Annotated in this window: 13 protein-coding genes; 2 read left to right on the top strand and 11 right to left on the bottom strand. The window is 35.9% G+C overall.

Going from position 1 to position 15,006, the window contains the following annotated elements; translation table 11 throughout:
- Window positions 1-382 precede the first annotated feature (382 nt).
- The 4 genes from N7Z68_RS14505 to N7Z68_RS14490 form a co-directional block, all read right to left on the bottom strand.
- Window positions 383-1,168 (bottom strand): LytR/AlgR family response regulator transcription factor, encoded by a 786-nt coding sequence (locus N7Z68_RS14505; RefSeq protein ID WP_275119207.1) that lies wholly within the window; start codon window positions 1,166-1,168, stop codon window positions 383-385.
- Between the two features lie 183 nt (window positions 1,169-1,351).
- Entirely contained in the window at window positions 1,352-1,696 is a 345-nt protein-coding gene (locus N7Z68_RS14500; protein ID WP_275119206.1) for a hypothetical protein, read from the bottom strand.
- A gap of 24 nt (window positions 1,697-1,720) precedes the next feature.
- A complete protein-coding gene (locus tag N7Z68_RS14495) occupies window positions 1,721-1,903 on the bottom strand; it encodes an anti-repressor SinI family protein (RefSeq protein WP_275119205.1) in 183 nt (60 codons plus the stop codon).
- Window positions 1,904-2,194: 291 nt separating this feature from the next.
- Window positions 2,195-3,418, bottom strand: coding sequence for a L,D-transpeptidase (locus N7Z68_RS14490; RefSeq protein ID WP_275119204.1), 1,224 nt, complete (start codon window positions 3,416-3,418; stop codon window positions 2,195-2,197).
- Between the two features lie 416 nt (window positions 3,419-3,834).
- Between N7Z68_RS14490 and N7Z68_RS14485 the strand changes: the two genes are divergently transcribed.
- A complete protein-coding gene (locus N7Z68_RS14485; RefSeq protein ID WP_275119203.1) occupies window positions 3,835-4,236 on the top strand; it encodes a helix-turn-helix domain-containing protein in 402 nt (133 codons plus the stop codon).
- 85 nt (window positions 4,237-4,321) lie between these two features.
- On the opposite strand, the gene N7Z68_RS14480 is transcribed toward N7Z68_RS14485, so the two are convergent.
- From N7Z68_RS14480 to N7Z68_RS14460, 5 genes are all read right to left on the bottom strand, one after another.
- Complete coding sequence (locus N7Z68_RS14480; RefSeq protein ID WP_275119202.1) at window positions 4,322-5,062, bottom strand: YqjF family protein; 741 nt, start codon at window positions 5,060-5,062, stop codon at window positions 4,322-4,324.
- Window positions 5,063-5,087: 25 nt separating this feature from the next.
- The gene (locus N7Z68_RS14475; RefSeq protein ID WP_275119201.1) at window positions 5,088-6,920 is read right to left on the bottom strand and encodes a UbiD family decarboxylase; all 1,833 of its coding nucleotides are present in this window, start codon (window positions 6,918-6,920) and stop codon (window positions 5,088-5,090) included.
- Between the two features lie 145 nt (window positions 6,921-7,065).
- Complete coding sequence (locus tag N7Z68_RS14470) at window positions 7,066-7,749, bottom strand: Na-translocating system protein MpsC family protein (protein ID WP_275119200.1); 684 nt, start codon at window positions 7,747-7,749, stop codon at window positions 7,066-7,068.
- Between the two features lie 242 nt (window positions 7,750-7,991).
- Window positions 7,992-8,690: a Na-translocating system protein MpsC family protein gene (locus N7Z68_RS14465; protein WP_275119199.1), complete on the bottom strand. Its 699-nt coding sequence runs from the start codon at window positions 8,688-8,690 to the stop codon at window positions 7,992-7,994.
- A 275-nt stretch (window positions 8,691-8,965) separates the two neighbouring features.
- A complete protein-coding gene (locus N7Z68_RS14460) occupies window positions 8,966-10,261 on the bottom strand; it encodes an ATP-binding protein (protein WP_275119198.1) in 1,296 nt (431 codons plus the stop codon).
- Window positions 10,262-11,062: 801 nt separating this feature from the next.
- Here N7Z68_RS14460 and N7Z68_RS14455 point away from each other — a divergent pair.
- Entirely contained in the window at window positions 11,063-12,493 is a 1,431-nt protein-coding gene (locus N7Z68_RS14455; protein WP_275119197.1) for a L,D-transpeptidase family protein, read from the top strand.
- A gap of 95 nt (window positions 12,494-12,588) precedes the next feature.
- Here N7Z68_RS14455 and N7Z68_RS14450 read toward each other — a convergent pair whose 3' ends face one another.
- Window positions 12,589-13,539, bottom strand: coding sequence for an alpha/beta hydrolase (locus N7Z68_RS14450; protein ID WP_275119343.1), 951 nt, complete (start codon window positions 13,537-13,539; stop codon window positions 12,589-12,591).
- Window positions 13,540-13,836: 297 nt separating this feature from the next.
- The gene (locus tag N7Z68_RS14445; RefSeq protein WP_308447227.1) at window positions 13,837-14,868 is read right to left on the bottom strand and encodes a metallophosphoesterase; all 1,032 of its coding nucleotides are present in this window, start codon (window positions 14,866-14,868) and stop codon (window positions 13,837-13,839) included.
- Window positions 14,869-15,006 lie beyond the last annotated feature (138 nt).

Genomic DNA, 15,006 nt, shown 5'->3' with positions numbered 1-15,006 from the left:
TCATCTTATAATTCGACTCTAGACTACTTCTTTCTACAGCTTTAGATAATAGACCTAATAACTTATATTGAAAAATAAATATAATTTTTTTAGACAAATTTTCCTACTAAAAGAAAAGCTATACTATTGCTACGCTCCCCTCCCCTACTGGTTGGGTAAAATAAACTACCTCCTTACCTTTGATGTTAGTTATTTGAACTGACTTCAAACGTAAACCCAGTAACTCAAGATCGTCCTTCTTAGGTGTCATCCAGCCATTACCACCTTCTCTTCTGTTGCATTACAACAAAAAAAGCCGCATTAGCAGCTTTACTTAAAAGTGTCTAGTGTAACTCTATCCCCTACCCTAACTTGCACAAATTATCTTAAACTGATAATTACCTTAGGATTCACTAGAGCGATTAGTATCTATTGAAACCAATCGTTCAATATAGTGGGCGACTCGTTGAAAGTTACTCTTCGAAATGTATGCTCTTTCAGGATAATTATCAAACCTCGCTAAGTAGGAGTCCCCAATGTTATTTATTTCAGAAACTTGCTCAATATTCAGAATGTAAGACCTGTGAGATTGTATAAACCTTACATCTAACCTTTCTAGTAGTGAACTCATTGTTTCGTTCGTTTCAATAACTTTTTGGGGCGTGTGAATAAGAGCTTTTCTGCCCTCTTTTTCTATAAAAATAATATTCTGAAAAGCTATATAAAAAGTCGTCCCTTCATACCTGCAAACTAACTTTTTCCTTCCGTCATGTAACGGCTTAGGGTTTTCTATTTTTGCTCGCTCTAATTGACGGTGGTAATAGATAGCCTGTTTAGCCTTTTCTAACGCACAAAATAATCTTTCCCGATTAATCGGCTTTACAATGTAATCTACTGCCGAAACATCAAATGCTTCTAATGCATAATTATTATGGCCAGTGATGAAAATGACTTTCATATGAGGCATGAATGTAATACATTCTTTCACCGCATCAATACCATTGACCATAGGCATTGTTACATCTACTAAGGCAAGGTCCGGTTCTTCTACTAACACTCGAGAAATCATTTCACTGCCGTTTTCTACCTCTACTATTGAATAAATATCAGGTTCAGATTTTAAAAGTTTATTAAGCAACCTTCTAGATATACTACAATCATCGGCAATAATCACTCGTATGCTTTTCATCCCTTCCTCCTTTAATAAGCACATATAACTAGGACTATATTATCATTTAATTGAGAGCTTTTAAAGTGAAATGACTTTCTTAATAATATTTATAGAGCTCCCCCATCTCCCCTACTTTACTTATCTTTTTATTTTCTAATCTTTATGCCTATCGAGATTTTTATTATATTTATTCGCGACTCCTTAATTTGCTTCAAGAAGAGAGTTAAAATGGCCCCCTGGAAGAGGACTACTGATTACAGATTCCGCTGTAATCGCATGAACGAGCTCTCCCCTCTTCATAAAAACAATAGCTAAATTAGTAGATCCGGTATCATTTTGTAACATGTTAATTTCAATACCTTCTTCGTGTAACGAAAAGAAAACGATACATCTAACTCTTTCATGTTCTGGCGATATAATATTCTCCAGCTGGTCAAAATCGATATAGGAACGATTCAAAGTTACAATTTCTATATGCCAATCTTCATGTATGAGTTCAGCCCAAAATTTACTCATGTAATGATTAAATAGCTTTAATGGCTTCATTTTTTTCCTCCTCTAACTCTAAATCTAGTATTTTTGTTCTTTCTTTAAATCTAAAAACTTGCGAAATTCATCTTTGGATACCCCAGAATCCATAGCTTCTATAACAAGTTCTCTCCATTTGACATCAAGGTCCCAAGTTGAAAAAGAATAAATATTCTGAAAATCATTGTCGTCTTTTTGTACTTTATTTTCGCCCTTAAGGTTCATCTAATCGAAGCTCCTCTCTTATAAATGGCATAAACAATATATTTGAATAAATTAATACTTGTGGAACTTTAAATCCGAAACCATTCCAGTTTCTTACTTGCATTATATTCGAAGATAAAATAGGAAGTCTAACTCCCTTTCTGTCAGTCATAACACACTGAGGCTGACTTATTACATGAAATCGGTCTTTCATAAAAACTTTTCATCGAGTTTATAAAAATATTTACTTTTAGTTTCCAACTTACCCTTGATTTTTTTACTAATACGTTTAAGACTGAATGTACAACTCACTTAATGAGACCACTGATACATAGTTGACATATCTTCCTCCTTTTCAACATCAGTCCGTTTTAAAGACTCTTCTGAAGAAAAGGAACTAGCCTTTCTGCTATTAATTAATGAACGAGAAGCAATTAAGCCACTATCATCAGTAATTGTTACCGACGTTCCTAGAGTTGCCATTGAAAATAATTCCTCTACATCCTCATTTCGTAAGCGAACACACCCTTTCGATGCATTTTTGCCAATACTCTCTTCTTCATAAGTACCGTGTATAGCAAACCTAGAGTTAGAAAGTTCTAGATCTCTTGTGCCAAATGGTTTTGTAGTAGATGGAAAATGATAATTAGGATTGATCACTCTTTTTTGAATATAAAATTGACCTGTAGGTGTACTGTTATCTTTTCCTACAGCAATCTGGTAGTGACGGAGGATTTTTGTGCCACTGATTAAAAATAGAGCTTTCTCTTCTTTATCAACAATGATTTCAAGTGGTTGAAAATCGCACGTATCCTCAGAAGGCGGTTGACATCTATTATGAATATTCGGTTGAACCCATTTAGAAACTAATTGACTTACCTCATTTGGTGAGTATGTTTGAACTGGAGAAGGTTGATAAATCCAACCACCTAACCCATTGAATGAATGATAGATTTCGTTTGATCCAGTTATCCCGTCAGCAGGAATAAAAGAAAGGTAATTGTTAGGGAACTTTTGTGTTAATTCATGAAGAGACTGAGGTGCTGCTTGGTGTTCAAGCGTATAGAAGTATAAAGCACTTTTTAAAACGAGCAGTGGTTCCATATAACCCGGTGTTTGTTCGTCTACTTTGGCTTTGTTCTCATGCAAAACCATTGCATTACCAGGAATAAAAAGAGAGAAGTAGTTTAAATAGTTCGTTGGATTCAAGAATGTGAAAAAGAAAGTAACTAAAAATATAACCATAAAAATAAATACACGAGTAACATGTAAAACGAATGATACCTTAGGCTTTTTTAACGTGCTGCTTCGGTGTTGTATATCCTTTTTTAACCTATCGTAATAACGAGTTGCTTTTTTATCTCCATTTTTATGGGCTTCCTTGTAAAAAAATAAAGCTTGTTCACTTATTTCCTTGTATTCATTCATATATTGAAATGAGTTGTTTCGATCCTTCATCGCTTTACGATACAATATGTACGCTGCTGCTTCATACCGTTTAGCAACAAGTAGGTATTTTCTCCTTTTGCCTTCCATATCCCTCACCTTTCCTTATGACAATTGCATAATCTAGATGATGTTTAAACGAATTATAAGACAACTGGTTATTAATATCGAATTCGCTATAGTACAATTAAAACGGTTTTCCGCCCTATTGAAACACCTAATTAGTCATTCAGACATGTTTTACGACGTAATAGGACCTAGCTGATTTTTGCCATGAGTAAGAAGGAATGGATATTTATTAAACCGTCAATATTACTAGTAAAGGTTATTTTGTTGATATTAAAGTTATCTCATAGAAAAACTAGGTCATTCTTATTAATGACTTCTAAGTCAAAGGATAGAAATAATTAAAATTTATTTTTTTATAACCCCCCCAAAAAAGAACAGGCGCCCGTATAGGTAGATGGAAAAGGTGTAAAAAATACTGAGTATAAAGGTGGATACATATGATTGGTGAAACGGTTAAAAAATATCGCATTAGAAAAGGATTAACTCTTTCTGACCTTGCGGAGCGTTCGGGTATTGAAAAATCGTATCTTATTTCTATTGAAGAAAAGATATACCTTAACCCATCCTTACAATATTTTGAAAAAATTTCTCCAATACTAGGTATTCCAGTTGATGATCTACTCATGGAGTGCTCTCAAGAAACCTTTGACCCGATCTGGAATGATGTTGTAAACGAAGCACTTCAATCGGGATTAACAACAGAGGAATATATTAACTTTCTTGAATCAACAAAAAAGCAAAGTTCTAATACCGAAAACAATAAGCTGCCGATACTCTATCAGTTGAAAACGTTTTGCGGGAAATCAACACATGCAGAAGATGAGTCTCATATTATTTAATAACTTACAAAACCACTTAAAATATAACGAAAAAACAACCATACCCCTTATCAGGTATGGTTGTTTTCGTGTACTCGTATTTACATTATCCAAGAAGACCAACCTTTTTCGGTGGCCATACGGTGACTTCCAGCCTTTCAGCATATTGAAGTAAGTCAGGTGGGTCTTTTACAGGAATTCCTACACTTTCTGAGACTGTATTTACATAAATGTCTGCCTTTGCTGATTGTAATGGCCAAGGATCGTGATGAATTTTCCCTTCATATATCCCTTTGTTTCGAGTTACAAAAAGGGCATACCGTTCCGTCAACCAATCTTCTAACGTACCAGGAGTAGAATAATAAATGTCTCCTACCGATTGATAGTTGGCCGAGAATATTCCTTTTTTTGCTCGCGGATCGGTTCTCTCACTATAAAACTTAATCGTATCTCCTTGAATGGCACATTTCATATTTGCATGCCTATATGGAAGGTTATACGTTACATTCGCTAATGCGACAGCCAACTTGCTATTCGCATCTAGGCTAAAGAAATATACGCCTGGCCTACCGTTAAAGGTTACATATGTCCTTACATTCAATTCTGCAAAAGAAGGGGTAAACGGGAATTCAGGTAGTCCACGAGCTCGAATCCCACTCATTAAAAAAGGAACAACACTAATCCAAGCTTCATTTTCAAATGTATCAATTTCAAAACATCTAGGAATGAGAGGACGCAGCAACGATTTCGGCACTTTATAATGAGCAAACAAAAGAGAACTCCATGTCTGTGCCATCAACCAACTTCCATTGGTTTGTGAAAGGCTTTGACGCGTGAGTCCGTTCAATGTACTCCCTCCTTGCCTTTGCGTCTTAATCGATGTTTACTTGTTCCAAGCTAGCTCCTTTTTTAAACAATCGCTTTATATTTTCCTCAACGATTGGTTCAGGAATGAGCGGTGGTGCATGGTGTGGCTTTATCCGGACATCAATAATCATATTATCGCAGCCCCAATGCTTAAATTCGTAAGAACCATTTACACCGTAAATATCATGCGACGGATTACTTCGGGTAAACGTTACCCACATAAAATTATTAATGGATTCGCTTAGAAACTCACTGTCATCGCATAAGATGATCATAGGACAAGTCGGCACTCCGTCATTCGTTTGAATCGCTTCACTTAGGTTATTCAGCTCTTTTTCTGCCTCCTCATACGTTGAAAATGCAGATCCTTCTAGCGCCACAACACCAGGCATAACGAAACGAGGCTCAGTAAACCCGCTCAGCTTTTTCAACTGCTCAGGCACTTCTTGACATAAGTCTCTCTTTTTATCACCGAAAGCTGCTATTACCACTTTACTTCCGGTATTTAACCCTGTTCCTGAATAATCTAACGTATCAATCGTCGTATTCGTTTGAAAGTGAATATCTCTACGAAGATCAAGTCGTTCTAGTATATATGATAAGAACTCAACTTCTTTATGCGTATCAAGGGCTTGATCTTCTTCTGCGGTAATAAATAAATATTTGGCTAAGCTAAGCTGTCCTGTTCCTAAGATATGGTTCGCTATCGTTAAGAGTTCAGTTGGTTGCTTTACTTTCTGATAAGGCGTATACCGCTCACTGCCAATCGCAAAAAGTAACGGGTGAACACCTGCAGCATCAACCGCATGAACTTCTTTGACACCTGGTATTTCTTGAGGTATCGCATCCCCGGTTAACTCATGGATAAGAGCTCCAAAAGACGTATCTTCCTGAGGAGGACGACCGACAACCGTAAATGGCCAAACTGCATCTTTTCGAGCAAATACTTTATGAATTTTCATCACGGGAAAATCATGTGTAAGGCTGTAATAACCTAAATGATCGCCAAATGGTCCTTCAGGCTTTGTTTCCTCCGGATGGATTTCCCCGGTAATAACAAAATCGGCATCATGACTAATACAATAGCCATCGACGTAACTGTATCGGAAACGACGTCCAGATAGTAACCCCGCAAAGGTCAATTCACTTAACCCTTCAGGCAAAGGCATTACAGCAGATAGTGTATGGGCAGGTGGTCCGCCGACAAAAATACTTACTTTTAGTGGCTCCCCTTTTCGAGTCGCCCTATCTTGGTGAACACCTATTCCCCTATGTATTTGATAGTGGACGCCTATTTCTTTATTTAGTTCATACTCATTCCCGCTCAGTTGGACACGATACATCCCGAGATTTGAATTCATAATGCCTGGTTTCTGAGGATCTTCACTATATACTTGAGGCAATGTAATAAAAGCCCCACCGTCATCCGGCCAGTGTTTAATAAGTGGCAGGTCCGAAATATTAACTTCTTCAAAGTTTGCTGGTAAAGATGATTTTTTCATCGGTAAAGCCTTTGAAGCAGCAACACCGGTACGAACATGGTTGAACGGATTTTTTAATGCTTTTACAGGATCATTCCTAACAGCAACAACACTTTGTGCTAGATCCCACGTTTTACGGAAGATGAATTTACTTCTCTCTACCGTACCAAATAAATTCGAAACCGCTCGAAACTTTGATCCTTTTACATTTTCAAATAATAAGGCTGGGCCTCCAGCTTCATATACCTTTAAATGAATAGCAGCCATTTCCAGATCGGGATCTACTTCTTCATGAATGCGAATTAAATGACCGTGCTTCTCTAAATCGAGGATACATTCTTCTAAATTTTGATACATCGTCTCCAAGCTCCTAATTTGTTTTATTTTCATTATATCGGTTCTATGGATCAATGTCTTTTCCCACGCTTAATTGCCTAAAAACTATACGATTTATGTAAAACAATCAAATACGTTTCGGTGCTTTGTATATTTTAAATAACCTTCACCCCTTCAAGACAAAACCCATTAACGATTTATCCTCTTTAAAACACCAATCAATAAAGATTTCTTTTACTTCCCTATTAAAAATTTCATCGAACTTCCCGTAATTGTGAAAGTGCCTTTTTTCTAATTCATCTTTCGTTATTATAAGTTCTTCCTCAAAACCTTTTGCTATCAGTGCTTTCTCAATAGGGACTAATATCCCTTTACGCTCAACAATATAAACGGTTGTTGAAACAGGGTAGATGTGAATTTGGTCAGGTACTTTTTGAACCATTAAACTAATTCTTGCAACTTCTTCTTCTAGTTTTTTCAAATTGACTGGCTCAGATGAACATACATCACTTGTAATTTCTCTATCTAATAATAAAATTATGAGGCCGGAGTTATTGGGAAAATTCCAATCATGGTACCACTCTAAAATTTCACAGTTTAAAGATACTTCTACAACTCCTTTTAATTGGTCTACCACATGATTAATAAGTACGTTTCTAGCCATTTCAACCTGTTCATAGTGGCCTTTTTCAAATAATACCTCTTCCATAGGAGAAATAAAGCCTCTAATATACGTAATAAACATCTTCTTACATACAGTAGATTGACAAGATTGCGGCCCTCTTCCAAAATTCTTTCTTATCAGTTTGCTTAAATAACTGCTAATTGAATTCAGATTTTCCTGATCCATCCGTATCACCTCGTTTGCCGTTTATTCCATATCTACTTTTAACTTAACTTTTAGTATGTACCAATCATTTAAAAATTAGGCTTTAAACCCCAGGCGGAAGCAAAAAAAGCCAAAATAGCAAGATCGACTCGTGTCACCTTGCTATTTTGGCTTATTTTTAGTGTGAAATTCTAAAAGAATTTCTACCAAATTAAGAATTCAATTATAAACTTACAAGTAATTTTAAAAATGTCATAAGGAATTTATGATTGTAAATAAAAGAATATATAAAAGCGGTCATTTTTATAATCCCATGTCATAAATAACCCTTCAACTTCTTTACCAAATACCTCTTCAAACGATGCTCTTTGAATCATATAGCTTTTTTTAATTTCAATGGAACGAAACTGAAGCATTTCAATACATTTTTTTTGATATAATACTTTCTCGATCTGCAGCATAGTTCCTTTGCACTCAGCAAGAAACATATTTTGATTCAACTTGAGCATCTTTATACTGCTCGGCGCTTTATGTATTTCTGAACAAATAGAACTCATCTTCTCAAATAATTTTGTTGTTAATTTCGAATGACTGCTTGTTTCAAGTCGTTCATTCGTACTACTGTTCTCTAACATTAAAATCCCAGTATTATTATCATAATCCCAATCAGTATGATACGAAGTAAATGTTAAACCTAACACAGTTTCCACTTCATTTTTAAACTCTTGAAAAACCCTCTCGATCACCGCATAGCGGAAGTTGTAGGCCAGATTAATTAGATTAGACTCTACAAGAACCTCTTCTGCCGGCGTTATAAAATTCCTAATATAAATAGTTAACTTATTCGATTGATTCGTTACAAAACAAGACTCTGGACCTTTCCCAAACTTTTGTTTTAGCATCTTACTAAACGTGCTGCTCAATTGCAGGAGGTCTTCTTGTTGGTGATAAGTAGTACTCATTTCTTAGGCTTCCCTCCCCTTTTAGTTAACATCTATTTTACATTTACTCCCTTTTTATGTATTTATTTCTAGAGAAAACAGAAAAAGCCTAACTTCATGAATAGAGAAGTTAGGCCATGGATAGACGGGCTATGATGAATAGTTTCTTCCATTTACCAAAAAAGTATACTGAAATATTATTAGTTTAAGTTTAGTTACAAATTTATATTCTCATTACCAATGCCAGCAAGACATTCGTCCATTCTAGTTTATCACTAGTTTCTTGATATAGCAATCTACTTAACTCTAAACAGTTTACTTTCAGTTGTGACTTCCTCTTCTCCTAATGCAGTACATTGTGGAAGTTTGATTAAAAAGGTTGTCCCTTTTCCGGGTTTACTTACAACGTGAATTGTACCCCCAATAGCTTCAATAATATTATAAACGACCATCATCCCAAGGCCCGTTCCCTTTTCTCCTTTAGAAGAGAAATAAGGTTCTCCGAGTCGATTTACTTGCTTCTTTGTCATTCCAATTCCGTTATCCCTAATCGTTAGAAAAATAACATCTTTTTTTGATTCTGCAGAAATATACAGTGTACCTCCATCGGGCATAGCTTCAATACCGTTTTTAAATAGATTGATTAAGGCCTGCTGCAGCTTCTGTCGATTAGCTCGAACAAAAAATGAGGAATTATTATATTGTATATCAATACAATTGGAATTTGCGAGTGGACGAATGACGTCAATTGAACTTTGTAATAGTTCCGCCCCATCAACAACTTTTAAATCATTTGTCGTTGGTTTCGTAAAAGAAAGATATTCTGTAATAATACTTTCAGCGCGTTCAACCTCACTAACTGCAATAGAAATATATTTCTCTTTTTCTACTCTACTAATTCCATCGCTTTTCAGAAGTTGTAAAAACCCTTTAACAGTAGTCATTGGATTACGTATTTCATGTGTAAAGCTTGAAGCCACATGATTTACGATTTCCATTTTTTCAGAACGGATCACATGTTCATCCAGTTTTTTAACTTTAATAATGGTCTCACTAAGCACCACGAAAAAGATAATAGATAACAAGTGAGATAAGCTAATCGTAAAAAATAGCACTGGAGTTATGAATTCATATAGAACAAATCCTACAGCAACGACGACGAGTAACGGAGATACGAGACCGACAATTACACTTAACAGAATTCGTATTTGATGTGAAAGAGAACGAAAATAGATGGATAGAACTCCAATGAAAATAGTATGTAACGCAACAACGATCATTGAAAGATAAATTTCGTCCATTCCCCACAGCAGTCGAGATCCAATTAGGGCGATAGAGAGCAATAAACAGATGCGCCATCCTCCATACAACCCTGCAATAGCAATTGGCACGAGACTTAAATCAAACCAAAGTTTCTCAGTTACTTGAATCGGAAAGGTTACACAAAGAATGACTGCAGTCAATGCAAATAGAATAAAACTGAACTTGTGGACTTGAGTTCCCCCGCGTTTTTTAAATCCAAACGAAACGAACAAACAGTAGCAAACGAATATGAAGAAAAAGTTCAACACTACATCCTTTAGAATATCCAATGAATCTCCCATCTTTCTGATTAATATTTTTCAATCTTCTCTTCGTTTAAGCAACCCAATAAAAAAAAGCCAAAGTAAGAGTAACAACAACGGCTACTTCTCACTTTGGCTTTAAACTCTAGCATTAATCTAAAGATCCTTTACCCAATTATTAACTTTTCGTTTTAACAAAACTTATTGTCAATGGTATTGTTAGATCTGCGGGCTAATGAATAAAACAGTCCCGGAACAACATATATCAACAATTTAATTTTACAGCATCAAAAAATAGATATAGGCATTTTATTCCTAGAATCCTTTTTTAGGATATAACAAAATGGTGACATTTTCAAGAATTTAGATGTTTGTTTATTTTACTATAAGTGAATTTATTAAGATTCATATAGGGTTAATAGATACCTTCACAGTGACTCCCCGAATAATCTTGTTTCACAGCCTGTTCCACGTTTTGTAATAATAGTGTGTCCTAGACAATTTGTATTATTAGAAGTCTCTATGTTGATATAAAATAACTATCCGCTTATCTGACTCAATCTCTATTTATGTTTCAACCTGTAAAGCTTGTCCTATCCCCCACTTCTTAGGTCAAAGAAAGGAAATAGTTGCAACACCCCACCAAGTATTTCTCCAGTATCCTACATCCTCCCTTATGTTCACCAAAAATTTATAATAAACTTCCCCAACTTACAAAAAACGACAAAATATAAATTTCTTATCTAGTAAAATGGTAGTAAAAGATTATAATTAAGTTAGATAAGAAGTTTTAGAATTTATGAAAGTCGAAGGTTTGGGGGGATATATATGGGTTATGCCGCAGAACAATCTGTAGAAGAAAATCATCTTCCACAGAAACAACCTAATAAATGGTATAAAAACTGGAAGTACATTCTATCCATTATTATCTTTATTACTGCACTTATATTGACAGTAATGATCTACTATCAAAATACACATTTTAATTCAAACATTACGATTAATGGAATAGAAGTTAGCGGGCTGACAGCTGATCAAGCGCTAGAAAAAATGCAAACATCTGTGCTTAAAAATCAAATTTATGTTGGGGACCAGCTCATTCTAGAAGGAACAGAAACAGAGATGGCCTTTACAGAAAGTGACTTACCTGAGATCAGAGAAACTTTAAGAAGTCAGGCGACCTTTTTCCCATCTTCAGAAGCGAAAACGTATTTTATACTGCCAAGTGAAACCGACGAATATCGCAGCGAAGTACTGAGAACTGAGTTCGAGCAACAACTCATCACTATGAATGATGAATTAACATCCCCTGTAAATGCGCAAGCCGTCTTAGAAGAAGGTGAAATTGTCGTTTCTGAAAGTATTGATGGTGAGCAATTTGATGTGAATCGTCTTTTAGATGCGTTCGACAAGCAAGAGTATACGAGTGAAATCTATCTAGAGCCTCTCTATCTAGAACCCATCAAGGAAGATAGTGAACTTGTACAAAACCAAGTAAAGAAACTGGAGGACTTCCTTCAGCATACGATTAAGTATGAGGTAGAAGACCAAGTCTATTCCTTAAAAGCTAGCGACCTTATTACAAGTGCTTCCGTATCAGAAGATATGAAGATCGTGATAAACAAACATACGGTTCCTAAGAAAGTAGCTGAAATTAATGACGCTCAAGCCACTTTAGGGAAAGATTTTACCTTTAAGACTCATTCAGGTTCTGTTATATCAGTTAAAGGAAAAGGGTATGGCTGGGCACTTGATGTTGAAAAAGAGTCAAAATTGATCTTAGAAGCTTTTGAAAACGGTGACACGTCAATTTCTGCTTCTAATATTTACGGAAATGGCTGGGGCGGTGAAGGCTTTGGTTATGGCGTTACCGCAAACAACGGTATTGGACATACGTATGCTGAAGTGTCTATCGCACAACAACGCATGTGGATCTACAGAGAAGGCGAATTAGTCTTAACTACTCATGTGGTTACTGGAGACCGAAGTAAAAAACAAGATACCTTACCAGGAGTGTGGTACATTCTCTTTAAACGAACGCCATACACACTCACTAGTGAAACTTATGCCATTGACGTCGATTATTGGGCACCGTTTACAAACAGCGGTCAAGGCTTCCATGATGCAGACTGGCGTAGTAACTGGTCAGGCAATGCCTACCATAATCAAGGATCTAACGGCTGCGTCAACGTACCACCGAGTGTCATGAAAAAAGTCTATGATAATTTAAGGGTCTATGATCCAGTTGTTATCTATTAACGAATAAAACCAGGATATCGCTATGATTTCCTGGTTTTATTATGTCACCAAAGTGACTAGCCGATTTCTTTCTACCACTTTAGGTACCAAGTCATTTATCTATTGAGACCGTTCTCCAATTGTTTATCAATCCACTGATAAATATCTTTCATTACTTCATCCCTATTTAATTCATTCAACATTTCATGACGTCCTTCTTTGTAAAAGGTATAATTAATGTTTTTCATTCCTACCTTTTTATATTGTTGAATTACTTTTAACACACCTTTTTTATTATGACCTACAGGATCGTGATCACCACTAAAAATAAAAATCGGTAAATCTTTGTTTATTTTTTTTACTTCTTGATGATGGTGAATAGTCTCAAGCCCAGATATTAAATCATAATAAAATCCTGAGGTAGCGATAAAGCCACAATGAGGATCTTCAATATACTTTTGAACTTCCTGTGGATTTCTTGTTAACCAATCATACTCCGTTTTTGCTTCCTTGAATCCTTTGTTAAAGTTCCCAAAAAATAATTTATTTAGTAATGGACTTTCTGTTCGATTACCTATCTTTCGTATTTGAGATTTTGCAACTAATTTCCCTACTTTCCCTGAAATGCCGGGGTTTCCGCCTGTACCAGACAAAATAACCCCCTCAACAACATCATGAAACCGTTGGATAAAACGGCGGACTATAAAGGATCCCATACTATGACCCATGATGAACACTGGTGTTTCTGGGTATTGATTATGAATACTATCATTTATCTCTTTTATATCCTCTACAACTCTTTCAAAACCATTTTTATCTGCGAAAAAACCAAGAATTCCGTTGTTTTCTCCTGTTTTTCCATGACCGCGATGGTCGTTTGCAACCATAAATATCCCTTTTGTTAATAAAAATCTTGCAAGTTCATCATAGCGAAATGAATGTTCTGCCATACCATGTGCAAGCTGCAAAACAGCCCTGGGCTTTACATTTTCATCATACCATTGATTTATAAATACCTCATGACCATCTGACATTTTAAACCAACTTTGTAGTAGCAAAATAATCATCCCCACTTTTTGTTTCTTATAATCAAACAAATTTCTTTCAGAACATATTTTCGCGAAGGCTGTATTACAAAAGGGCATTCACGACAATTTTATTACTTGGCTAGCTAACCTGCTCATTCATAACAAAAAAGAGACGCAACTCACACTATAACAAAGGTTATAACGAAGCTGGTCCCTCCTTTTCTCCAACCAAAAATATTAACTTATTCTTTATTATAGCAACGTTTCCATTAGGCATAAACCCTCTTTTACATCTGAAAGGACGGTTTCTTACTTTCCACCGTGATGAAACGCTGTCTATAATCCAAATATAACATCGATTTGTACAAGTTCCGAACGAGTACCAATGCGAATTGGCGGACCCCAAAATCCAAATCCAGATGACACAACGGAATGCATCTGACCTTTTTGCAGATATCCCCAATCGTTTTCATAGACCCGTTTGGTAATTAAGCGGCCAGGAAAGACTTGACCAAGATGCGTATGACCCGAAAGCATTAGATCAATTCCTTGCTGCTCTGCAATATCTAAATCATAAGGCTGGTGATCCATTAGAATAACGGTCTTTGTTAGGTCAATCCCTTCCGTTAAATCAGCAACCTCTTCACGTTCAGCATCTCTACGATCTCTTCTCCCGACTAAAAGGATATTCTCACTAACTGGTATTACTTCATCGTACAATACCCGTAAATTGCCTCTCTCTAGTGTATCAATTAACTCATCGATAGGGCCATTATGCTTATCATGGTTTCCGAGTGAGACATATACTCCCAAAGGAGCAACGATTTCAGCTAAAGCCTCATCAATGCCTTGGTTAATAAATTGATTGATTTGATCATCAACAATATCACCTGGTAACAAGACGATATCTGGTTCGAGCTTATTAATGTTTTTCACCATCTTCTTAGCCTGTTCTTTACCAAAAAGAAGCCCAAAATGCATATCTGAAGCCATAACAATATTCAGGTCCTCCATCGCAGGGCTCTCTTTTTTAATATGTATATCGTAAGTTTGCACAGTTGGACTGTAAGCATTATACATTCCATACCCAATGAATGAAAAAACCAATCCAACGATAATCATTCCAGGCCATTTGTCGAGATGTTCTTTTGGTAATTGAGTATTACGTAGAAGCCAAACACTAATATGCACAACAGGCAAAAGAATTATCAGCAAATAAAAAAACGCCATCCATACCGAGCCGATAAAATATAAAATAACATTTTCAAACAATCTACCCGTTACAAATGAAGTCGCAACCACCATCAATACAGCAATGTAGATGACTTTTATTTTCCATGATACTTCAGTCTGTACCCTAAACTTCATCCATCGCCAGCCACTCCAGCCTATATAATAAACAAGAAGACCATACAGTAACAGAAAAACCAGTCCAAAAAGAAGCAAAACAGTAATCTCCATTCCATTAAATAGTAATGTTAAAATCTAACAGTAGGTTGTGCAGTT

Origin of the sequence: Alkalihalobacterium chitinilyticum, from assembly GCF_029028005.1 — a bacterium.
Lineage (GTDB): Bacteria > Bacillota > Bacilli > Bacillales > Bacillaceae_F > Alkalihalobacterium > Alkalihalobacterium chitinilyticum.
The sequence above is the reverse complement of the archived record's forward strand: the minus strand, read 5'-3'. Positions and strand labels throughout refer to the sequence as shown.